Annotated in this window: 25 protein-coding genes; 15 read left to right on the top strand and 10 right to left on the bottom strand. The window is 59.3% G+C overall.

All coding sequences use genetic code 11. The features are described 5' to 3' along the window. The 6 genes from WB528_RS16415 to WB528_RS16390 form a co-directional block, all read left to right on the top strand. Nucleotides 1–262: alpha/beta hydrolase-fold protein (locus WB528_RS16415; protein ID WP_423889461.1), on the top strand; the 262-nt coding region annotated here is incomplete at its 5' end. A gap of 211 nt (nt 263–473) precedes the next feature. Next, on the top strand, nt 474–1,655 hold the full coding sequence (locus WB528_RS16410; RefSeq protein ID WP_423889460.1) for an ABC transporter substrate-binding protein: 1,182 nt from the start codon (nt 474–476) through the stop codon (nt 1,653–1,655). Nucleotides 1,656–1,672: 17 nt separating this feature from the next. Then, nucleotides 1,673–2,638 (top strand): YVTN family beta-propeller repeat protein, encoded by a 966-nt coding sequence (locus WB528_RS16405; RefSeq protein WP_423889459.1) that lies wholly within the window; start codon nt 1,673–1,675, stop codon nt 2,636–2,638. A gap of 24 nt (nt 2,639–2,662) precedes the next feature. Further along, nucleotides 2,663–3,478: an ABC transporter ATP-binding protein gene (locus WB528_RS16400; protein WP_423889457.1), complete on the top strand. Its 816-nt coding sequence runs from the start codon at nt 2,663–2,665 to the stop codon at nt 3,476–3,478. Then, entirely contained in the window at nt 3,475–4,323 is an 849-nt protein-coding gene (locus WB528_RS16395; protein WP_423889456.1) for an ABC transporter permease, read from the top strand. The genes WB528_RS16400 and WB528_RS16395 overlap by 4 nt, the downstream gene beginning before the upstream one ends. Continuing rightward, entirely contained in the window at nt 4,320–4,934 is a 615-nt protein-coding gene (locus tag WB528_RS16390) for a hypothetical protein (protein ID WP_423889455.1), read from the top strand. Before WB528_RS16395 ends, WB528_RS16390 begins: the two co-directional genes overlap by 4 nt. A 27-nt stretch (nt 4,935–4,961) precedes the next feature. Here the strand turns inward: WB528_RS16390 and WB528_RS16385 are convergent, their stop codons facing one another. Further along, a complete protein-coding gene (locus WB528_RS16385) occupies nt 4,962–5,495 on the bottom strand; it encodes a PQQ-dependent catabolism-associated CXXCW motif protein (protein ID WP_423889463.1) in 534 nt (177 codons plus the stop codon). Nucleotides 5,496–5,515: 20 nt separating this feature from the next. After that, complete coding sequence (locus WB528_RS16380; RefSeq protein WP_423889462.1) at nt 5,516–6,391, bottom strand: substrate-binding domain-containing protein; 876 nt, start codon at nt 6,389–6,391, stop codon at nt 5,516–5,518. A gap of 181 nt (nt 6,392–6,572) precedes the next feature. Between WB528_RS16380 and WB528_RS16375 the strand changes: the two genes are divergently transcribed. After that, nucleotides 6,573–7,499 carry a quinoprotein relay system zinc metallohydrolase 2 gene (locus WB528_RS16375; RefSeq protein WP_423889454.1) on the top strand — a complete coding sequence of 309 codons (927 nt, stop codon included), beginning with the start codon at nt 6,573–6,575 and terminating at the stop codon, nt 7,497–7,499. A gap of 59 nt (nt 7,500–7,558) precedes the next feature. After that, nucleotides 7,559–8,383: a quinoprotein dehydrogenase-associated SoxYZ-like carrier gene (locus WB528_RS16370; RefSeq protein WP_423889453.1), complete on the top strand. Its 825-nt coding sequence runs from the start codon at nt 7,559–7,561 to the stop codon at nt 8,381–8,383. A 13-nt stretch (nt 8,384–8,396) separates the two neighbouring features. On the opposite strand, the gene WB528_RS16365 is transcribed toward WB528_RS16370, so the two are convergent. Beyond that, nucleotides 8,397–8,756: a hypothetical protein gene (locus WB528_RS16365; RefSeq protein WP_423889452.1), complete on the bottom strand. Its 360-nt coding sequence runs from the start codon at nt 8,754–8,756 to the stop codon at nt 8,397–8,399. Nucleotides 8,757–8,869: 113 nt separating this feature from the next. On the opposite strand from WB528_RS16365, the gene WB528_RS16360 reads away from it, so the two are divergent. Beyond that, nucleotides 8,870–9,217 (top strand): hypothetical protein, encoded by a 348-nt coding sequence (locus WB528_RS16360; protein WP_423889451.1) that lies wholly within the window; start codon nt 8,870–8,872, stop codon nt 9,215–9,217. Nucleotides 9,218–9,248: 31 nt separating this feature from the next. On the opposite strand, the gene WB528_RS16355 is transcribed toward WB528_RS16360, so the two are convergent. The 6 genes from WB528_RS16355 to WB528_RS16330 all read right to left on the bottom strand — a co-directional run bounded on the left by WB528_RS16355 (nt 9,249) and on the right by WB528_RS16330 (nt 12,690). Then, nucleotides 9,249–9,458 carry a hypothetical protein gene (locus WB528_RS16355; RefSeq protein ID WP_423889450.1) on the bottom strand — a complete coding sequence of 70 codons (210 nt, stop codon included), beginning with the start codon at nt 9,456–9,458 and terminating at the stop codon, nt 9,249–9,251. Nucleotides 9,459–9,562: 104 nt separating this feature from the next. Continuing rightward, the gene (locus tag WB528_RS16350; RefSeq protein ID WP_423889449.1) at nt 9,563–9,922 is read right to left on the bottom strand and encodes a hypothetical protein; all 360 of its coding nucleotides are present in this window, start codon (nt 9,920–9,922) and stop codon (nt 9,563–9,565) included. Nucleotides 9,923–10,222: 300 nt separating this feature from the next. Beyond that, nucleotides 10,223–10,609: a hypothetical protein gene (locus WB528_RS16345; RefSeq protein ID WP_423889448.1), complete on the bottom strand. Its 387-nt coding sequence runs from the start codon at nt 10,607–10,609 to the stop codon at nt 10,223–10,225. Nucleotides 10,610–10,739: 130 nt separating this feature from the next. Then, a complete protein-coding gene (gene pqqA / locus WB528_RS16340; protein WP_035721241.1) occupies nt 10,740–10,820 on the bottom strand; it encodes a pyrroloquinoline quinone precursor peptide PqqA in 81 nt (26 codons plus the stop codon). A 101-nt stretch (nt 10,821–10,921) separates the two neighbouring features. Then, nucleotides 10,922–11,323 carry a calcium-binding protein gene (locus tag WB528_RS16335; protein WP_423889447.1) on the bottom strand — a complete coding sequence of 134 codons (402 nt, stop codon included), beginning with the start codon at nt 11,321–11,323 and terminating at the stop codon, nt 10,922–10,924. 401 nt (nt 11,324–11,724) lie between these two features. After that, nucleotides 11,725–12,690, bottom strand: coding sequence for a helix-turn-helix domain-containing protein (locus WB528_RS16330; protein WP_423889446.1), 966 nt, complete (start codon nt 12,688–12,690; stop codon nt 11,725–11,727). A 378-nt stretch (nt 12,691–13,068) separates the two neighbouring features. Between WB528_RS16330 and xoxF5 the strand changes: the two genes are divergently transcribed. The 5 genes from xoxF5 (at nt 13,069) to WB528_RS16305 (ending at nt 17,721) form a co-directional block, all read left to right on the top strand. Next, nucleotides 13,069–14,871 carry a lanthanide-dependent methanol dehydrogenase XoxF5 gene (xoxF5, locus tag WB528_RS16325; RefSeq protein WP_423889445.1) on the top strand — a complete coding sequence of 601 codons (1,803 nt, stop codon included), beginning with the start codon at nt 13,069–13,071 and terminating at the stop codon, nt 14,869–14,871. An 85-nt stretch (nt 14,872–14,956) separates the two neighbouring features. Further along, nucleotides 14,957–15,472 (top strand): c-type cytochrome, methanol metabolism-related, encoded by a 516-nt coding sequence (locus tag WB528_RS16320; RefSeq protein ID WP_423889444.1) that lies wholly within the window; start codon nt 14,957–14,959, stop codon nt 15,470–15,472. A 32-nt stretch (nt 15,473–15,504) separates the two neighbouring features. Continuing rightward, nucleotides 15,505–16,614, top strand: coding sequence for an S-(hydroxymethyl)glutathione dehydrogenase/class III alcohol dehydrogenase (locus tag WB528_RS16315; RefSeq protein ID WP_423889443.1), 1,110 nt, complete (start codon nt 15,505–15,507; stop codon nt 16,612–16,614). A gap of 31 nt (nt 16,615–16,645) precedes the next feature. Beyond that, nucleotides 16,646–17,209, top strand: coding sequence for an S-(hydroxymethyl)glutathione synthase (gene gfa / locus WB528_RS16310; RefSeq protein ID WP_423889442.1), 564 nt, complete (start codon nt 16,646–16,648; stop codon nt 17,207–17,209). Nucleotides 17,210–17,505: 296 nt separating this feature from the next. Continuing rightward, complete coding sequence (locus WB528_RS16305) at nt 17,506–17,721, top strand: hypothetical protein (RefSeq protein ID WP_423889441.1); 216 nt, start codon at nt 17,506–17,508, stop codon at nt 17,719–17,721. Between the two features lie 17 nt (nt 17,722–17,738). Here the strand turns inward: WB528_RS16305 and WB528_RS16300 are convergent, their stop codons facing one another. Beyond that, the gene (locus WB528_RS16300) at nt 17,739–19,487 is read right to left on the bottom strand and encodes an ATP-binding response regulator (protein WP_423889440.1); all 1,749 of its coding nucleotides are present in this window, start codon (nt 19,485–19,487) and stop codon (nt 17,739–17,741) included. 245 nt (nt 19,488–19,732) lie between these two features. Here WB528_RS16300 and WB528_RS16295 point away from each other — a divergent pair. After that, nucleotides 19,733–20,228, top strand: a 496-nt coding sequence (locus WB528_RS16295) for a response regulator (protein WP_423889439.1), incomplete at its 3' end; no start/stop codon positions are given.

Below are 20,228 nucleotides of genomic sequence, written 5' to 3'. Positions count from 1 at the left end.
CGACAAGGCCGCGTGGCGCAAGCATGATACGATCGCCTTGATCGAGGATGGCGCGAGGTTCCGCGAATTCCTGGTCGATTACGGCGATGCCGATCAGTTTTTGACCGAGCAGCTTCGTCCCGAGTTGCTCAAGGCTGCCTGCGACAAGGCCGGCATTCCCCTCACCTTGCGCTCACAGAGTGGCTATGATCACAGCTATTATTTCATCTCCACCTTCATGAGTGATCATCTGCGCTGGCATGCGCAACGGCTGAAGGCTTGACTCGAACACCGCAAGACGGGGTGGCTCGGCCGCGGGCGCCTGCACCGCCATCGCCAACATTGGCAGTGCGAAAACCCGAAGCGATCTCATCATCGTGACCAGTAAATTCTGCGTCCGTGCAACAACAAAAAGTAGGCTTGCAAGCTAAGACAATCTGGTCTTGGTTCAAGGCAAGAGTCCTCCATTCGAGGAGGACCACAGGGAAAACGCCATGCTCCGACGATTGATTGGCGCGATCGGCTTGAGTGTCGTGGCTACTCACGCGCTCGCGGCTGACCCACTCGAGATCGGCATCGGCTATCTTCGCCATGCCGGAATCAAAGCGACACTGTCGCTGGTCGAGCAACCAGCCGAAAATGATGGCGTGGCCGGTGCGCTCCTGGCGATCGAGGACAACAACACCACCGGCAAGTTCCTCAACCAGCATTTCACGTTGACCGACGTGAAGCTGAAGGAGAACGACGATGTCGCTGCGGCGGCCAATTCGCTCTCCGAGCGTGACGGATTTATCATCGCGGACCTGCCGGCCGACGAATTGCTGAAGGTTGCCGATACGTTGCGCGATCGGGGCACCGTCTTGTTCGACGCTGGCTCCGTCGACGATCGCCTGCGCGAGCAGGATTGTCGCCCCAATGTCATCCATGTGGCGCCTACCCGCTCGATGCTCGCGGATGGCCTCGCCCAATACCTGGTCTGGAAGCAGTGGAAGCGCTGGCTGTTGGTCGTCGGTTCGCATGACAAGGACAAGCTTTATGCCGATGCCCTGCGCCGCGCCGCCGCCCGGTTCGGCGCAAAGATCGTACAAGAGCGGACCTTCGAAGACACCGGCGGCGCCCGCCGCACCGATAGCGGCGTGACGCTGATCCAGCATCAAATGCCGGTGTTTACCCAGGAGGCGCCCGCCTATGACGTTCTCGTCGCCGCCGACGAAAGCGAAGTCTTCGCATCGTATCTGCCTTATCGGACCTGGGATCCGCGTCCGGTGGCGGGATCGGCAGGCTTGGTGCCCACGAGCTGGGACGCCTCGCACGACCAATGGGGCGCCATCCAGATCCAGAACCGGTTCGTCAAACTGAATTCGCGGCGCATGACCGCAATGGACATGCAGGCGTGGACCGCCGCGCGCATGGTCGGCGAGGCAACATCGCGCACCAATTCCGGCGATCCCAAGACCGTGTTCAGCTTCATCAAGGGAAAGGACTTTTCCATCGCCGCCTTCAAGGGCCAGCGCCTTACCTTGAGGGATTGGAACTTGCAGCTTCGGCAGCCGATCCTGCTCGCCGACGGCCGCATGGTTGTGTCGGTGTCGCCGCAAGAGGGTTTTCTGCACCAATATTCCGAACTTGATACGCTCGGCGTCGACAGGCCTGAGACCAAGTGCAAACTGCAATGATAGCGGAGAGGTCGCGCATGCGCGGTTACCTGCCTACCCTAGCGACGCTGTGGTTGTCGGCCGCGAGCCCGGTGTGGGCGTACACCGCCTACGTTTCTAATGAAAAGGGCAATACCGTCTCGGTCATCGATACCGACAAATGGGCTGTCACGAACACGATCAAGGTCGGTCAGCGGCCGAGAGGCATCGAGTTTACGCGCGACGGCAAGTTCGTGATGGTTGCCGTCGGTGACGACGACACCATTCAGATGATTGACACAAAGACGCTGCAAGTGGTGGACACGCTGCCCTCCGGCCCCGACCCGGAGCTGTTTACGCAGGATGCCTCTGGCAAGATTCTCTATGTCGCCAACGAAAACGACAACACCGTTACCGTCATCGATATCGAGAAACGGACACGGCTTGGCAGCATTCAGGTTGGCGTCGAACCGGAAGGAATGACTGTCAGCCCGGATGGCAAGATCCTGATCAATACGTCGGAAACTACCAACATGGCGCATTTCATCGACACTGCAACCCGCCAGGTCGTCGCCAGCGTGTTGGTCGGCTCGCGGCCGCGCTTCGCCGAGTTCAAGCACGACGGTTCCGAGTTGTGGGTCTCCTCCGAGATTGGCGGCACCGTCTCGATCATTGATCCTGTCAAACACGTCGTCACCGGCAAGGTGACTTTCAACATTCCGGGGTTGCGGAGCGAGGCGATCCAGCCGGTCGGGATCGGCATCACCAAGGACGACAAGACCGCCTTTGTCGCACTCGGTCCGGCCAATCGCGTCGCGGTGGTTGACGCCGCAAGTCATGCCGTGACCAAATATCTTCTGGTTGGGCAGCGGGTCTGGCACATGGCGTTCACGCCGGACGAGAAATATCTGCTGGCCACCAATGGCGTTTCCAACGACGTCTCGGTGATCGATGTTGCCTCGCAGAAGGTTGTCAAAACGATTCAGGTCGGCGAGCTTCCGTGGGGCGTAACGATATCGCCATGAAAACTTCGCTATGAAAAAGTTACCATGACAACGTCCGACGCATCGACCGTCGTTGCTACTGTCCCGGACAAGCCTGTCGGACACGATACAGCTTCGCTCCCGGCGCTTTCGATCTCGGCGGTCAGCCATTCCTATGGCACGAGGCGCGCCTTGATCGATGTCGATTTCTCCGTAGCGCCTGCAAGTTTTACCGCCTTGCTCGGCCTCAACGGCGCGGGAAAAAGCACCTTGTTCTCGCTTGTTACGCGCTTGTTTGGAATCCAGGCCGGTGACATCCGGATTTTCGGCCACGATATCGGGCAATCGCCCAGCGAAGCCCTGCGGCTCATGGGCGTGGTATTTCAGCCCCGCACGCTCGATCTCGACCTCTCGGTGATGCAGAACCTGCTCTATCACGCTGCCCTTCATGGTATCGGCCGGCGCAATGCCCGCTTGCGGAGTGAGGAGGTGCTCTCTCGCATCGGATTGGCCGACCGCGCGGGCAGCAAGGTGCGCGATCTTTCGGGCGGCCAGATGCGCCGGCTGGAAATTGCCCGCGCGCTGCTGCATCGGCCGCGGCTGCTTTTGCTTGACGAAGCAACCGTCGGGCTCGACGTCAAGGCGCGCGCCGACATGCTCGGCCATGTCCGCCAACTCGTCACCGAGCAGGGTATCGGCGTGTTGTGGGCTACCCATCTGTTCGATGAAATTATCCCGAGCGACAATCTCGTCATTCTGCATCAGGGCCGCGTCCTGGCGCGTGGCGAGGTCGCACGGGTTCTCGAAGAATCCGGTGCGCACGACATCAACTCGGCTTTTATGCGGTTGACTGGCACCCAATCAGGGAGCCTCGGCTCATGAGCTCTGTAACCCTCGATCAGGCACGGCGCGGCTTCTCTGTCGCGGAATACGCTACTTGCCTCAAAGGCATCGTGTGGCGCGAAGCTTTGCGTTTTCTGCATCAACGCGAACGGTTCATATCGGCACTTGTGAGACCATTGGTCTGGCTCTTCATCTTTGCCGCGGGGTTCCGTCAGGTCCTCGGCATCTCCATCATTCCTCCTTACGAGACCTACATCCTTTACGAGGTCTACATCGCACCCGGGTTGATGGCGATGATCCAGCTTTTCAACGGCATGCAATCGTCGCTTTCGATGGTTTACGATCGCGAGATGGGAAATATGCGCACGCTGCTGGTCAGTCCGTTGCCGCGCTGGTATTTGCTGTCGTGCAAGCTGCTCGCCGGCACGGCGGTCTCATTGCTGCAGGTCTATGCTTTCCTGTTGATCGCCTGGTTCTGGGATATCACACCACCGCCGATCGGTTATCTCACCGTATTGCCGGCGCTGATGTTGTCCGGCCTGATGCTGGGTGCGCTTGGCATGCTGATCTCCTCCGGGATAAAGCAGCTTGAAAATTTTGCCGGAGTGATGAACTTCGTGATCTTTCCAATGTTCTTTGCTTCATCTGCCCTTTATCCGCTTTGGCGGGTTCAGGAGGGCAGCCCCATGCTCTACTATGTCTGCCAGCTCAATCCGTTCACTCACGCAGTCGAGCTGGTCCGCTTTGCGCTTTATGGTCGAGTGAACTGGATTTCGCTTGCGGTGGTTAGCGGATGCACCGTGGTGTTTATGGTGGGCGCGATCCTGGCCTATGATCCATCGCGTGGATTGGGGCGCCGAGGGCCCGCGGGAGGCGAGACATGATTTCGCGCATCGGAATCGGGACGCTGCTTGCGATTGCTGCATCGACCCAACTTTGCCTCGCTGCCGATCCGCGCTATCCCGACTGGCCTTGCGCGCAGGCCAAGGTGTCGGAAATCTCGCTCGCCGCGGTGTGGGCCGGTCCCCCGCTCGGCGACGCCGAGGAGAAATGGAAGAACGATCCCAAGGTCAGTGCGCTGGTCGAAAAAGCGGCGGCCAGGAAGACTCCGCTCGATGACGCCCAGAAGGCGATCAAGGAATTTCTGGACGTGCCTGGAACCGACAAGGCGGCAACTGGAAAATTGCTATTCGCGGGGCTGTTCGAACGGTTGAATGCGGAGCGTTCGTCCGTCATGAGCGGGCTGGAACGCGTCACGCGCAAACAGCGCGAGGCGGCAGATAAGGTTCGCACGGACACGATTGCGCTGCAGGCGCTACAGGACGCCACGCCACGCGATCAGCCCAAGATCGACGAACTCGGCAATCAGCTTGTTTGGGAAACGCGGATATTTGAAGATCGCCGTCGCGTCGTCAAATTTGTGTGCGAAGTACCGACGACGATTGATCAACGGCTGTTTGCGCTTGGCCGCACCATCCAGCAGGAGATCGAATAACCGGCGCGGCTGCTTCGTGCTCGGATTTTACTCCGCAGGCCGTGGTTCCGGCTGCGCCTCCGCTGTCGGCAGATTGGCCCGCTGCCAACCGTCTGTACCGTCCGGATACCAGGCGACGTTGGAATATCCATAGGACAGAGTTCGCTTGGCGGCGTTCCACGACATCCAGCAATCGGCCTGGCAATACACGACAATCAACTTGGCGCGATTGCCACCGGATGCGCGCGATAGCCCTTGCTGCAGATAATTTGCCGTCGATGCCGCGAGTTCACCGTAACCGGTATCCGGCAGCCAGATACTGCCGGGAATATTGAAACGTGGCTTATCGCGCCAGACGGTACCTGCCGGAAGATTTGCCGGCTTTGGCGGCCGCGGCAGCACGTCGATGAAGACGCCGGTCTTGGCGCGCCAGATCGCCTCCGCCTCTGCGGTCGAGAGAACGCGTGCGCCAGCCAGCGTGTCAGGAACTGGAGCCCGATAGTCGCCGGTGCGATACCCGTCAGGCTCGGGAACGAGTTCTTCCGCGCATACGGCGCCGATCAGCGTCAGCAATGCAAGCATCAAACCGGCGGCATATCGGATCATGGCGACTTCGTCGCGGTCTCCGCGATGATCGGGTGATTATTCTCGTCGAGCAGCGGAACGCCGTAATCGGACAGGATCTTGTTGATCTCCGGCTGACTCTCCTGAATCAGCCGATTGAGTAACCGTTTCCAGTTCTGGTCGGCGCGCCGGACACCCATACCTATGCGATAGACGAGTTGGGGTCCGGTCTTCTCGTTCACGAGGGGTGTGACATGAAGCGGGGGATTGGCCTTCTTGGCGTAGAAGCCCGCCATCGGACCCCAGAGAATGGCGGCATCGATCGCGCCCTTATTAAGATCGTTGACCATGGCTTCGGCCGACGAATCCACGCGCGTATCGATCATTAGCGGATAGGGCTTTGCATTTGCCATCAGGCCATTGAGCGCCATGTTGGTAGCAGGCGGCGTGCCGGCGACGATGCCGATGTGCTTGCCCTTGAGACGCGCGTCTTCTAACGCTGTAACGTCTTCAAGACCGGAGTTCTGTTTTGAAATCAGCGCATAGGCAGTGCGGTAATAAGGGTTGGTGCCCTGAACCAGATCATCGCCTTGCGGAAAGCCCATGATGACATCACAGCGATGCGCGCCCAGCGTCATGCGGACGAACCCTGTCGCTTGCGGGAAATACATGTAGTCGATTTTCTTATGCAGCTTCGCTGCGAACAGCTCTGCGAGCTTGTTCTCAAACCCCTCGCCTTTTTCGTTGGAGAACGGCAGGTTGCGCGGATCGGCGCAAACCCTCAGCACCTTGGGATCGACAAGCTCGATCGAAAGATCGAGACCTTCATTGTCCGATTGCGCTCGCACGCATTCGCGACTGACAAGGATGGCCGCCACCGTCAAAAGCGGAATGAGCAGGCAGCGTTTGAGCAAGACGTGATTCATCGATTGCTGTCCTCAGCTAGCGCCATCCTCCCATCAAAATGCTATGCTGCCCTGTCTGAGCCTGCAATAGGATAATCGACGTTCAAGATTCGCGATGCTTTGCAGACTGTTGCGGTGCAGATCGGAACCACAGGTGTCGAGCCGTCGGATGGAGCGAACAGGCAAACAGATGAGCCGATATCCCATACTGGTGGTTCTGTTTAGCGCCCTCCTCGCCTCGCCTCTCGCTCACGCGCAGCAGCGGCAACTGGCGGTCACCGAAATTGCGCCCGGTCTCTTCGTCCATATCGGTGTGGTCGCGCTGATGACGCGCGAGAACGAGGGGGCTATCGCCAACGTCGGATTTGTCGTCGGCAACGATGCGGTAGCCGTCATCGATACCGGCGGCAGCGTTCGCGAAGGCCTGGAACTCCTCGCCGCCATTCGCGCCCGGACCGACAAACCGATCCGCTATGTCATCAATACCCACGGCCATCCCGATCACGTGTTCGGCAATGCCGCCTTTTCCGCTGACGGAACTACTTTCGTCGGACACAAGAATTTGCCGCAGGCGCTCGCCACACGCGGGCCGTTCTATCTCGATGCCTTCCGCAAGATCATGGGCGGCGCCCTGATCGATGAGGTACGCATCGTATCGCCGACACTCCTGGTCGAAGGCTCGCTCAGGTTTGACCTCGGCGGGCGCACCCTTGTCCTGCAGGCATGGCCGGCGGCGCATAGCGACAGCGATCTCACCGTGCTCGACGAGACGACGAAGACCTTGTTTGCGGGTGATCTGGTCTTCCTTGACCACATTCCGGTTGTCGACGGCAGCATCCGGGGCTGGTTGGGGATGATGGACGATCTAAGCAAGCAACCAGCGGAGCGCGTGGTTCCAGGTCACGGTCCTGTGAGCCAGTGGCCGACGGCGCTCGCCAGCGAGCGCCGCTATCTCGAAACGCTCGCAGCCGATGTTCGAAAGTTGATCAAACGAGGCGCGCCGATCAGCGTCGCCGCCCAAACGGCCGCTGGCACCGAACGGTCCCGATGGGAGTTGTTCGATGATTACAACGCCCGCAACGCAACCGCAGCATTTTCCGAGATTGAGTGGGAGTAGCGCACGCGGTAGACTATATCGAATTAGTTATCGCTTCGATCCCTGGGAGGAGCGCGACCATGCTCCATCTTCGTCTGCTCTGCGTATCAGTGTTATCCGGCGTCGTGCTGGCGCTTGGGGTCGCCGTTTCAGCCGCGGCCGAGCCGCCCGACCCCTGGCCGGGTCTCGTTCAGGATATCTTCAACAATCGCCCGATGAATGATGGCAGCGACGTCATCGCGATCGAGATGCCTTACCGCGCCGAGGATGCAGCGATTGTCCCGGTGACGCTGCGATCCAGGCTTTCGCCTGGCGACAGTCGGCGCCTGAAGGCGATCACGCTGGTCATCGATCAGAACCCGGCGCCGATGGCGGCAAAATTCGAGATCGGACCTGACGCGCAGGTGTCGGAAATATCAACGCGCGTCCGCGTCAACAGCTACACCAATGTTCACGCCGTGGCTGAACTCAGCGACGGCAAGCTTTACGTGGTCAAGACCTATGTGAAGGCGTCCGGCGGTTGTTCCGCGCCTGCCGGCAAGAACGCGGAAGAGGCTCGTAACCGGCTCGGCCAGATGAAATATCGGCAATTCGCCCGCAGCGATCAGGGCCCGACTAATGGACCGCGCGAAGCGCAGATCATGATCGGCCACCCCAATAATTCCGGCCTGCAGATGGACCAGATCACGCATCTCTACGTTCCGGCTTTTTTCATCGACGAATTGCACCTCTGGCAGGACAACAGCCCGGTGCTGTCGATGGAAGGCGGCATTTCGATCTCGGAAGACCCCAATATCCGCTTCACCTACGTCTCGAATGGGGCCAAGACCTTCCGCGCCGAGGCAAAGGATACGTCGGGTCACGTCTTTCAGAAAGAATGGAAGATCGACGCCTCGGGAAGCTGATGCTTATCCGGCGCTAGAAGCATCGCACTTCGGCCTCGGCTTGCGCACGCCGCAGGTCGTCAAGAGCGGCCTTTGCCTGTTCTGACGAGCGGAACTGCGTGCCGAGATTGCCGCGAACCTGCGACATGCTCAGCACCGTCTCCGCGGTGACGTAACGGTCATACGGCAACAGGGACGCGATGATGTCGATCGAGCAGGAGCACTGATCGATCGTCTGCCGTGTTTCGCCATTGGCCTTCATGCAGCCGAAAACGTACTCCGCCCGTGCCGACGTCGGGTAATCGTTGACCTCGTCGGCGCGGACGACCGCAGCCGTTGCCGCAAGGCCCCCTAGCGCACCGACGATTAGTCTTGTCCATCCCACAAATGCCATGACGTTTCTCCAGAGAACAAAACCTATGCTATCGCTGTGGTGCTGAAAAGCCGGCATTCGCGAAAATGGCTCATGCCGCCATGCTGCGATGGACGAATATTTGGGAGACGGCCATGCTGCGCGCGTTGATCGCGATCTGTCTTTTTTCGGTGGTCCTGACGGGCTCTGCCGCGGCGCAGGGCAAAGGCATCCGGTTATGGAACCTGACGACGGCAACGATCTCCGGTTTTCAACTATCGCCTGCCGGAAGGCGGGATTGGGGTCCGAACCAGACGCTGAACGACAAGGACAAGGAGGTCGATCACGATGAGCGTCTGCGGATCACGGGCGTCGAACCGGGACGCTACGACGCCAAGGTCAGCTATCGCGATTCAAGGCAATGCGTCGTCCGCGATATCGAAATCAAGGCTGACGCCGTGTTTTCGATCGCAGACAAGGATCTCAAGGACTGCAATAAATAACAGCGGCAAGCCAGCGGGCGGGCGCCCCTCGTCAGATTTTTTCGCGCATATGGGGATATTCGCAGCGCCATTTTACAGCTGTCCACTTCGGATGCTCTCCGATCCACTGAGCGATATAGGGCGGCGCGTTCATGCTGCATTGTTGCAGGGAGAAATCGGCGGAAAACGACAAATGCCGTTCCTCGCAGGTATTCGGCGACAGCACGGCGCAGACCGTAATGATCAGCTCGATCGTGTTCATGCCGATGTCCTCCTCCGATGCATTTCAATAGTCGATAGCACAACCAATTACGAAGCCGGCTGGCGCATTGTTTCGCTGGCAAGTGAAACTATGAGCCTGCCGGACTAGAAATTAAACCCGAATATAACCCGCGCCTGCTGGCGCTCGAAATTGACGAGGTCCAGCGTGACACTGGTGCCGGCGGGACGCCCCCAGGCCTGGATGCTCCAGGTCGCCGTCAGACGTGCGCGCTCCGAGAGCTGGAAATAGGCGGTTGGACCGACGAAGAAGGCCTCTCCTGCCGGTTCGTCCAGACCGATCCCTTCATATTTGCGGAAATAGCGCGCCTCACCGCTAAGCAGGAAGTCGGGTCGCACCTGCGCCATGACCCCAAATGCTACGGCTAGCGTCGAATCCCGCTCGGCAGTCGGCACGGCCGCGAGGCGGGTCCAGTCCGGCTGATAGCCGAAATTGTGCGTTGCCACCGCAAGCCCGGGGATCAGATCTCGCTCTAGTGGTCCGATTCTAACATTTGCATCCCGGTGTGGCCTGCACTTTTGCAAATGTCAGAATCAAAGGACCACTAGCAGATATGAGTTTCTAGTGGAGTTTTGGATTTGACATTCGCATGGCGAATGCGCGGCCAGAGGGTAGCGAATGTCAAATCCTCTCCACTAGCACGAGCGTCAGCTCATTTCCGAAATTCTGGCCTCGAGACGCCGTGGTCTCGTCGACGCGGTTTACCGTGACTTTCCAAGCCCAGCGTCAGTCCGAAGAGAGCGGTTTCACGATTGAGGAATTGGTAGCGCAAATCCAGCGCTGCGCCTTGCCAGCCAGCCTGAGTACGGATCCACCAGGCCTGGAACGGATCTGAGATCGTAAGCCGCAAGCGTCGTTTCGAGCTCTATCCGGAAGTTCTTGATCGGTACGATTTCCAACTCGAGCTGCTGCCCGAGGGCCTGGTAAGATCCTGCCTGCTTTGAAAATCGCCCGGCGGTCGTCGTCTGAAATTCGCGCTCACCGGCATCGCCGACATCGGCGCCGATCATGAAACCATAGATGTGCTCGGTGTCGACACCCTCGGCAAAGCCACCTGCGGGCTGCAGGACTACCCACGGCATCGCCACCCAGATTGTTCTTGGAGAAATGCTCATTCCCGTTCCAGGGGCCATCGATCCGACGCGAGCCTATCACAGGCTCACAGACCGCTATTGCGGATTTCACCGGGAATGGAATGAAAGCCGCAACGCCTGCCGCAGCTCTCAACAGGCGACTGCTGGGAGCCGGGCAGAACGCTTGCAGCTACTTGCGCGCTGCGCAGGCGTACATGTTGATCTCCATGCCTACCGGCACTTCAACGATCTTTGGAGTCTTCCAAGTCATTTGGGTCTCCCAGGTGATGGTGCAACACTCGCACCGCTGCAAACGTAAAACCGCGGAGCGTTTGACGCAAGGGCCTGAGCGTCTTCGTGTCGGCAATCGATCTATCTGAGCAAACGGAGGAGCGCTCGCCCTGCCGGTGTCCGTAACTCCTTCGCGTCGAGCGTTCCGTCGCCGTCCCGATTTGCTGCATTGAAGCGTTTTTCGACAACCGCCAAGTATTCATCCAGTGTGAGGGTTCCGTCATGATCAGGATCAGCGGCAGCAATCTCGCGTTGACTCAAGCGTCCGGCCAGTTCGTGTTTGTCGAGCGTGCCCTCGTGGTCGCGATCGAGCCGTGCAAACAACCCAGCGGCGGCTTTCTTGACCTCGCCCAAGTCGAGCGTGCCGTCCGAGTCGAGGTCGAACATCCTGATCGCATCATGTCCCGGAGCGGCCAAGGCAACCGACGAGCTTCCTGCCAGAAAAGCCCCGGATAACAAAAGGATAGATCGGCGCGATATCATCTTTGACCTCCCGTGTAAGAAACTCGAATCATTGTTGGATGTTATCGATTGAAGAGGTTCTTGAATTTCAGGTTCCGGGTGGCGCCGGACGTCGCTGATTTGCTAGCGGAAGCCGGAAAGAAAGTTCAAGGAGGCCCTCATGAGACTACGGTCTGGAAGTTTCAGCGCGTTGATACTCCTCGGATTCAGTTGTTGCGCACAAGCTCAGGATGGAACGCACAACTCGGTAAACGGTCTGGCTGGGGAAACGCACCGGCCGGCGCTGACCGGAAAGGAAAGGCTCGGCCGGAAATGGACGGACGAGCAGCGAATCGACAACTGCCATGTTCCCATCGAAAAACGCGGCAGCAAAGCAAGACCCAGCGCCTGCTCGAACACGCCTTCCAGCTGATCGAAAAGGATCAAATGACGTCAGACGCGTCGCCGTGCGGACCCTTTTGGACGGCTGATGGAGAAACCCCAAAGCACTTTCGGAACACCCGGCTGAAATGCGAGGAACTGGAGAATCCCCAGGAGAACGCGACATCGGTAATCGTCTTGCCGCTGTAGTTCTCCAGTTCTTGCCGGCAATGCTGCAATCGGGTGCGCCAGATATAGTCGCTGACGGTCATCCCTCTCTCGCTAAACAGCATGTGCAGATACCGCTTGGTACATCCAAGGGATGCTGAAATCTGATCGATGCACAAATCGGGATCGCGCAAATGCTCGCGGATGAACGCCTGAGCCCGCACATACATCGCTTCCGGGCCGACGCGATCGAACGCTTTGTCCGCCTCCCGCAGTGGCAATAGCAACAAATCGATCAGCGTTTCGGCAACGCTTGCCGCGCTGTTGTCCGACAGTTTGGCGGCCTGGCCGAACGCCGCATGCACGAAGTCGTGCGCAATGCGGCCCGTTCCGGTCAACGCCGACAGTTTGAACGCCGACATCTTGCCGAAATGGAATCCGCGTTCTCGCAGCAACTCCTTCGGCACAATGACGACTTCGTGCCGCGTCAGTGCGGGGCTTATGATGGTGTGCGGGGAGGAAACGTCATAGGCGAGGCAATCGCCAGGCCTTATCTGGATCTGGCAGCCATTCTGCTCGAAATATGAAATCCCGTAGGTCTGGAACAGGATTTTGACGTAGGGATGTTCGCTGGTATGGCTCGGAGTAGGAGCATGCGCGATCCGGTGCTGGCTGGCTTCGATCTGGCACAGCTTCAATTTCGAAACGTTGGTGTAGTTGATGCGCGCCTCCAGCGTCGATCCATCGAGCGGATCGACCGCGAACTGACCGCAGAGATCGGTCAATGCATCTGACCAATACTGGATCTGCCTCTTCGGCCCCAACCCTGCAGTGCTGAGCGAATGAACCGTGTCAGCCATTTCCCGCCGTCGATTTGAGGTCAACCGTGCAGCCAGTCACGGGTATCGGACATCCAAGTTGAGGCCAAGTTGAGGCGGCCGTGGGGCGTCACGCTTGCTGTCTGCCCGCCAATCCTCTGTCTAAGTTTCCGCCCCGTCAAGAAAAACCTCAAAGGACGGGGCTCGGACGGGATTTGACGCCCCGCAGTATCCAAACCCGGAACTTAACCGTCGATATCAGCGCGACGAAAAAGTTGATCGCGGTTCGCTTACGATCAAACGGGATTCGCTCTCGGGCAAGTCGCGACCTTCCGAAGCAGATAGGGATAACGGTTAATGAGACCTCGAACTGGGCCGCGTTTTGCGGAAACCAAAGGCTCTAAACTGGGAGGAACTACGATGCGAAAGGTACTATTCGCGACCGGTCTCGGTGCTTTGGCGGCGCTCGCCGCAGGAAGTGCCGGAGCCAACGACTCTCTGATCCGGATGTCGCAAAATCCGGCCGAGTGGGCGATGCCGACAGGCGACTACGCCAACACGCGCTATTCCAAGCTCAAGCAAATCAACGCGTCCAACGTCGGCAAATTGCAGGTCGCCTGGACGTTCTCGACCGGCGTGTTGCGTGGTCACGAAGGTGGGCCGCTGATCGTCGACAACACGATGTACGTTCACACGCCCTTCCCCAACAAGGTCTATGCTCTCGACCTTTCCAACGAGAACAAGATCATCTGGAGCTACGAGCCGAAGCAGGATCCGAACGTCATTCCGGTGATGTGCTGCGATACCGTTAACCGCGGCCTCGCCTATGCGGATGGCAAGATTTTTCTGCATCAGGCCGACGACAAGCTCGTGGCGCTCAACGCCAGGAACGGTAACGTCGAGTGGACCGCCGTCAACGGCGATCCAACCAAGGGACAGACCGGTACCTCGGCGCCGATGGTCGTCAAGGACAAGGTCCTGGTCGGCACGTCCGGTGGCGAGTTCGGCGTTCAGTGCAGCATGACGGCCTACAGCATCAAGGACGGCAAACAGGTCTGGAAAGCCTACTCCGAAGGCCCGGATGATCAGATTCTGTTCGACGACAAGACCACCTCGCTCGGCAAACCGGTCGGCAAGGATTCGAGCCTGAAGACCTGGGAGGGCGATCAGTGGAAAATCGGCGGCGGCTGCACATGGGGCTGGCTCGCCTACGATCCTTCGCTCAATCTCGTCTATTACGGATCGGGCAATCCTTCGACCTGGAACCCGAAGCAGCGGCCTGGCGACAACAAGTGGTCGATGACCATTTTCGCCCGCAATGCTGATAACGGGATGGCGAAGTGGGTGTACCAGATGACGCCCCACGACGAGTGGGACTATGACGGCGTCAACGAAATGATCCTCACCGATCAATCGATCGACGGGAAGCCCCGCAAGCTGCTGACCCATTTCGACCGCAACGGCCTTGGCTATACGCTGGACCGCACCGACGGCGAACTGCTGGTTGCGCAGAAGTTTGATCCGAAGGTCAACTGGACTTCCGGCGTCGACATGAACAAGAACTCGCCGACCTATGGCCGGCCGAAGGTAGTCTCGGAATATTCGACCGACCAAAACGGCGAAGATCACAACAACAAGGGCATCTGCCCGGCCGCGCTCGGCTCCAAGGACGAGCAGCCGGCAGCCTACTCGCCCGAAACGCAGTTGTTCTATGTCCCGACCAACCACGTCTGCATGGACTATGAACCGTTCAAGGTGAGCTACACCGCCGGTCAGCCCTATGTGGGTGCGACGCTGTCGATGTATCCGCCTCCCGGCGAAACCAACATGGGCAACTTCATTGCCTGGGATGGCAAGACGGGCAAGATCGTCTGGTCCAACAAGGAGCAGTTCTCGGTCTGGTCAGGCGCACTCGCGACCGCCGGCGGCGTCGTATTCTATGGCACGCTGGAGGGTTATCTGAAGGCGGTTGATGCCAAAACGGGCAAGGAGCTCTACAAGTTCAAGACTCCGTCCGGCATCATCGGCAACGTCACGACCTATGAACATAACGGCAGGCAATACGTTGCCGTTCTGTCCGGCGTCGGCGGTTGGGCAGGTATCGGCCTCGCAGCCGGCCTGACCGACCCGACCGCAGGTCTCGGCGCAGTCGGTGGCTATGCAGCGCTGAGCAATTACACCGCACTCGGTGGAGCGCTCACCGTGTTCGCACTGCCGCAGTAAGCTGAAGAGCCTCATTCCGGCGCGCGGGGTTCCTTCCCGCGCGCCGGATGACGTGACATCGCCAGCCGAGGACAAACTTTTGCGTATGATCTGCCTACTGACCGCAGCGGCCGTAATGCTCGCTGCCGGAGGAATAGCCTTCGCCGATGGCTCGGGCGATCCGGCCGCGGTAAAATCCGAGAACGGTAAATACTTCGATAAGGATGGAAACCCGACCTACAAGATTCAGCAGGACGGCACGGTCGATTGGTACACGTATTCCGGATACCGCCGCTACCACTCGGAATGCCACGTCTGCCACGGGCCTGACGGCATGGGATCGAGTTATGCGCCGGCGCTGAAAGACTCGTTGAAGACGATGAGCTACGGCGAATTCCTGGCGACAGTCGCGAGCGGCCGCAAGAACGTCAACACGGCACAGGAAAATGTGATGCCGGCCTTCGGCAACAATCCGAACGTGACCTGCTACCTGGACGATATCTACGTCTACCTGAGGGCTCGCGCCAACGACGCGGTGGGACGCGTGCGTCCGGCAAAACACGAAGACAAACCTCCCGCCTTCACCAAGGCTGAGGACTCCTGTATGGGCAACAAGAACTGACCGTCCAGAGTTGAGCGAGACAGGATCGAACCATGAAGACACGCGCCGCCGTTGCATTCGAAGCCAAGAAGCCGCTGGAAATCGTCGAACTCGATCTCGAAGGTCCAAAAGCGGGCGAGGTCCTAGTTGAGATCAAGGCCACCGGCATTTGCCACACCGATGCCTACACGCTCGACGGCTTTGACAGCGAAGGACTCTTTCCGTCGATCCTCGGCCACGAGGGTGCCGGCATCGTGCGCGAAGTCGGCCCTGGCGTAACGTCGGTGAAGGCTGGCGATCACGTCATTCCGCTCTACACGCCCGAGTGCCGCCAGTGCAAAAGCTGCCTTAGCCAGAAGACCAACCTGTGCACGGCGATCCGCGCCACACAGGGCAAGGGTGTGATGCCGGACGGTACCTCGCGCTTCAGCTACAAGGGCAAGACCATCTACCACTACATGGGCTGCTCGACCTTCTCGAATTTCACCGTGCTGCCGGAAATTGCGGTCGCGAAGATCCGCAACGACGCGCCCTTTGACAAGAGCTGTTACATCGGCTGCGGTGTCACGACCGGCGTGGGCGCCGTGGTCAACACCGCCAAGGTAACGCCGGGCGCCAATGTCGTCGTGTTCGGTTTGGGTGGCATTGGGCTCAATGTTATCCAAGGCGCGAAGATGGTCGGCGCCAACAAGATCATCGGCGTCGACGTCAACGACTCCAAGGAAGAATGGGGCCGCAAGTTCGGCATGACCGACTTCGTCAACCCGAAGAAGGTCAGTGGCGATATCGTCCAGCATCTCGTCACCCTTACGGACGGGGGCGCCGATTTCACTTTCGACTGCACGGGCAATACCACCGTGATGCGCCAGGCGCTTGAAGCCTGCCACCGCGGCTGGGGCGTATCCGTCGTGATCGGCGTGGCCGAAGCCGGCAAGGAAATCGCCACGCGACCGTTCCAGCTTGTCACCGGCCGGGTCTGGAAGGGCACGGCATTCGGCGGCGCCCGCGGTCGCACTGATGTGCCGAAAATCGTCGACTGGTACATGGACGGAAAGATTCAGATCGATCCGATGATCACCCACACCCTCAAACTCGAGGAGATCAACAAAGGCTTCGACCTGATGCACGAAGGCAAATCGATCCGTTCGGTCGTGGTTTACTGACGGAATTTTAAAAAGCAAGGAGGATAGGCCCATGAACGTTCATATCCATCCCTCGGTCGACAACGGTGTGAAGAAAGGCACAGGCAGCTTCGCCGGCGGAGTGCTCGTCTGCAAATGCAGGGACAAGCCGGTCAAGGTCGGCGTCAAGGGAGATGTCGCGCATAACCATGCCTGCGGCTGCACGCAGTGCTGGAAACCGGACGGCGCGATTTTCTCGGTAGTGGCCGTTGTGCCGCGGGAAAACGTCACCGTGCTTGAGAACGGCGACAAGCTTCACATCGTCGATGCCTCGAAGACCATCCAGCGGCACGCCTGCAAGGTGTGCGGCACGCACATGTACGGCCGCATTGAGAACAAGGGGCATCCGTTCTACGGCCTCGACTTCATTCATCCCGAATTATTCCAGGAATCGGGATCAGCCGCGCCGGGGTTTGCGGCTTTCGTTTCCTCGGTCATCGAGTCCGGCGTCAAACCGGAGCAGATGGAGGGCATCCGAAGCCGCCTCAAGGAATTGGGCCTTGAGCCCTATGACTGCCTGTCTCCGGCGCTGATGGATGCGATCGCTACCCACGTGGCGAAGTCGAAGGCCGCGTGAGCCGGTAGCAAAATCAAACTCGCGCGGCTTCACCGGGCTGCGCGAGTTGCACGAAACGACAGATTTGATCTTAAACGAAACCGGTCGCCGCATTTGTGCCGGCCGGGGAATAAGGACGGGTCTTCTACTCCAGCCTCCTCCCGGACCCGGACTGAAGGCCTCGCTTGTTTCTTTGCAGGCGGGGCCGCCTTTTGCCGACCGGCTGAGCCTCCGTACTCGTACGGGGGATGCGTCCGCATTTGGCACGAACGCTGCATGGTAAAATCGACCGAATCATTTCGATCGATGGAGAATCCATGCTCGTTACTCTCGTCGCACTTCTGTGCAACGGCCAAATCTGCCTGGAAAAGGTTGTCACCAACAGCGATATGTCCAGCATTTCCATGATGGAGTGCCAGGTTCATGGGCAAGCCGGCATCGCCGAGTGGCTCCAGAAGGGCCCCTACCGGATGTGGCAGCTGCAAGGCTACAAGTGTGTGCTGGGCAAATACATTCCAAAAAGTCAGGCCTGAGCGAAGTCATCCAGAACTCACGTATCCACAGATGCCTCGATCGCCAGATTGACGATAGCCGCGCGCAAACGGTTGTTCGAAACCGGCTTGTGCATCAGGAGGCAGCCGCTTGTCATGGCCTCTCGAATCCGGTCGGGCGCGGTATCGCCCGTGATCAGGATCGCGGGAATGTCGCTATTGAATTCGGAGCGAAGCCGCTCGATCGCGGCGATGCCGTCTTCATCGTTTCGCAGCCGGTAGTCTGAGACAATCAGGTCTGGCGTGGAGGTGAAGGTGGCCGCACGGTCCAGCATTTCGGCGCAAGAGCCTGTCGCGACGACCTGATGTCCCCATCCCGTCAACAAGGCATGCATCGCTTCCTGGATCGCGACCTCGTCGTCGACAACCAGAATGAACAGCGTGCGGTGAGGTGCCGGCGAGATATCCCGAGGCTGTTCGATGACTGCCTCCCTTCCCGTCGCCAGCGCAACCGACAGCTTGAACACAGATCCTTTGCCGACACGTGACTGCATCCGCATGGAAATATGCAGAATTCGCGTCAGACGCTGCACGATCGCAAGACCAAGCCCTAGTCCGCGCGCCCGGTCGCGCTCCAGATTTCCGATCTGATAAAATTCCTGGAAAATCAGATCCTGCTGATCGACCGGGATACCGCGGCCGGAATCCCAGACCTCGATGCTGAGCCGAGCGCCGCGCCGGCAACCGACCACCACGCGCCCACTATCCGTGTAGCGAACGGCGTTGGAAACGAGGTTACGCAAAACGCGTTCGAGCAATACCGGATCGGTCTGCACAGTCAGGCTGCACGGAACGAGGCGCAGCGCGATACCCTTGCGGTCAACCTCGGGCATTTCGTCGCGACAAATTCGCTCGAGCAGCGGTTGAATGGCGAAAGCGCACGGGTGGCTCTCGATCACGCCGGCATCCAGCCGCGAAATGTCGAGGATGGCGGCAAACAGGCTGTCGAGCGCGCCGACTGAATTCTGGATCTGCCGGACCAGCCGGGCGCTGGCCTCGTCCAATGGCCGGTCGCGTAGTGCGCCGACGAACATGCCGAGCGCGTGCACCGGCTGCCGGAGATCGTGGCTGGCCGATGCGAGGAAGGTCGACTTGGTGCGATTGGCCGCGTCAGCCAGTTCTTTCTGGCGCAGGAGATCGTTGGCAAGATCGAGGTTGGCGAATTGCAGTTCGAGTGAGTCAATCAGCAACTGGCTGAACGAATTGGCCAGAACCGCCACAACGGCCATCCAGAGCACGGCGAGGATGGCGTAAGTCCAATGCAGGGCATCCCCATCCAGCGCCGACCAGATGCAGGTCGGGACCATTATGGTGAAGAGATTGCAGTAGTAGGACGGCAGGTAAGTGCCGAACGCGGTGATCGCTCCGGCGGCGATGGCGGCGCAGGTCAGGAGCACCATGAACTGATACTCCGGACGGACCGGGTCCAACAAAAACAACGCTCCCAATCCCCAGCAGGAGCCGCCGACAAGCGCGGTCGTGACCGCCCCAAAGGCCCAACGGCGCCAGTCTTCCGCAGGCGGTTTGGCTCTTCTGTAGACATCGATCAAAACCAGACGCGCCAACGTGCTCGCGGCCAGCAACAGGACAAAGACGGTTGCCACATGCCAGGAGACGGCCTTTTCATAGACCAGCATTGTCGACAGGATCAGAGCCGCGAGGATGCCGCCCACCGTCCCAGGTGTGGAATTACGGTAGAAGCCCGCGACCTGCTCCGCGCGCAGTTGATCAAGGCGCTGCGGGGTCATGGCTGTCTTCATCGCAGGATGGTCCCATCTTTCGCGGCCGGCTCGACCGGACGAACATCGAGGCGCGACTATAAGGTTATCCATGGAAATCCGCAGCGGAAATGCGGTCCAGTGCGGATTGCGACGCCGGCTGCGTCTCGGCTTGATCCGCCGGTCCAAGGATTGGTCGCAAGACCGGTCTTAGGACCTAAAGCGGCTCCCTCCCGACTTGTCGTTTGTCGAAATTTGCGGGAAACAATACTCGCATGAAGTTACTCATCGTCGATGATCACGCGATCCTGCGCGAAGGGCTCGTCGCCCTGCTCCAGCAATTCGAACAGGGAGCAGACGTTCTGCAGGCCTCCGATACGGCCGAGGGATTGCGACTGGCAGAGGCCCATCCCGATCTCGACGTCGTCTTTCTCGATCTCAACATGCCTGATCAAGGCGGCATGCAGGCGATTCCGACCTTCGCCAAAAGCTGCCCGCAGCTATCGGTCATCGTATTGTCGTCGTCGGAAGATCCGAATGATGTGCGGCTGGCCCTGAAGTCGGGCGCCGTCGGCTACGTGCCGAAATCAGCCAGTCCGAAAAACATCCTTTCGGCGTTGCGCTTGGTGCTGGCGGGCGAAATTTATGTTCCGCCGCTGATGCTGGATCTTGCGCCCGCCGCGAACGGTGGATTGGGCCGCGCGATGCCCGAAGCGGGCGAGCGCCTGACCGAGCGGCAGACCGAGGTGCTGCGGCAGCTCTGCCGGGGGC

The organism is Bradyrhizobium sp., assembly GCF_049586575.1.
In the GTDB taxonomy this organism is placed as follows: Bacteria; Pseudomonadota; Alphaproteobacteria; order Rhizobiales; family Xanthobacteraceae; genus Bradyrhizobium.
This window is presented reverse-complemented; position numbering and strand designations above follow the sequence as displayed.

Excerpts from the sequence above, each read along its gene's own strand:
- WB528_RS16410 (WP_423889460.1), top strand. The coding sequence starts at position 474 with ATGCTCCGACGATTGATTGGCGCGATCGGCTTGAGTGTCGTGGCTACT.
- WB528_RS16405 (WP_423889459.1), top strand. The coding sequence starts at position 1,673 with ATGCGCGGTTACCTGCCTACCCTAGCGACGCTGTGGTTGTCGGCCGCG.
- WB528_RS16400 (WP_423889457.1), top strand. The coding sequence starts at position 2,663 with ATGACAACGTCCGACGCATCGACCGTCGTTGCTACTGTCCCGGACAAG.
- WB528_RS16395 (WP_423889456.1), top strand. The coding sequence starts at position 3,475 with ATGAGCTCTGTAACCCTCGATCAGGCACGGCGCGGCTTCTCTGTCGCG.
- WB528_RS16390 (WP_423889455.1), top strand. The coding sequence starts at position 4,320 with ATGATTTCGCGCATCGGAATCGGGACGCTGCTTGCGATTGCTGCATCG.
- WB528_RS16385 (WP_423889463.1), bottom strand. The coding sequence starts at position 5,495 with ATGCTTGCATTGCTGACGCTGATCGGCGCCGTATGCGCGGAAGAACTC.
- WB528_RS16375 (WP_423889454.1), top strand. The coding sequence starts at position 6,573 with ATGAGCCGATATCCCATACTGGTGGTTCTGTTTAGCGCCCTCCTCGCC.
- WB528_RS16370 (WP_423889453.1), top strand. The coding sequence starts at position 7,559 with ATGCTCCATCTTCGTCTGCTCTGCGTATCAGTGTTATCCGGCGTCGTG.
- WB528_RS16365 (WP_423889452.1), bottom strand. The coding sequence starts at position 8,756 with ATGGCATTTGTGGGATGGACAAGACTAATCGTCGGTGCGCTAGGGGGC.
- WB528_RS16360 (WP_423889451.1), top strand. The coding sequence starts at position 8,870 with ATGCTGCGCGCGTTGATCGCGATCTGTCTTTTTTCGGTGGTCCTGACG.
- WB528_RS16355 (WP_423889450.1), bottom strand. The coding sequence starts at position 9,458 with ATGAACACGATCGAGCTGATCATTACGGTCTGCGCCGTGCTGTCGCCG.
- WB528_RS16345 (WP_423889448.1), bottom strand. The coding sequence starts at position 10,609 with ATGGCCCCTGGAACGGGAATGAGCATTTCTCCAAGAACAATCTGGGTG.
- pqqA (WP_035721241.1), bottom strand. The coding sequence starts at position 10,820 with ATGACTTGGAAGACTCCAAAGATCGTTGAAGTGCCGGTAGGCATGGAG.
- WB528_RS16335 (WP_423889447.1), bottom strand. The coding sequence starts at position 11,323 with ATGATATCGCGCCGATCTATCCTTTTGTTATCCGGGGCTTTTCTGGCA.
- WB528_RS16330 (WP_423889446.1), bottom strand. The coding sequence starts at position 12,690 with ATGGCTGACACGGTTCATTCGCTCAGCACTGCAGGGTTGGGGCCGAAG.
- xoxF5 (WP_423889445.1), top strand. The coding sequence starts at position 13,069 with ATGCGAAAGGTACTATTCGCGACCGGTCTCGGTGCTTTGGCGGCGCTC.
- WB528_RS16320 (WP_423889444.1), top strand. The coding sequence starts at position 14,957 with ATGATCTGCCTACTGACCGCAGCGGCCGTAATGCTCGCTGCCGGAGGA.
- WB528_RS16315 (WP_423889443.1), top strand. The coding sequence starts at position 15,505 with ATGAAGACACGCGCCGCCGTTGCATTCGAAGCCAAGAAGCCGCTGGAA.
- gfa (WP_423889442.1), top strand. The coding sequence starts at position 16,646 with ATGAACGTTCATATCCATCCCTCGGTCGACAACGGTGTGAAGAAAGGC.
- WB528_RS16305 (WP_423889441.1), top strand. The coding sequence starts at position 17,506 with ATGCTCGTTACTCTCGTCGCACTTCTGTGCAACGGCCAAATCTGCCTG.
- WB528_RS16300 (WP_423889440.1), bottom strand. The coding sequence starts at position 19,487 with ATGACCCCGCAGCGCCTTGATCAACTGCGCGCGGAGCAGGTCGCGGGC.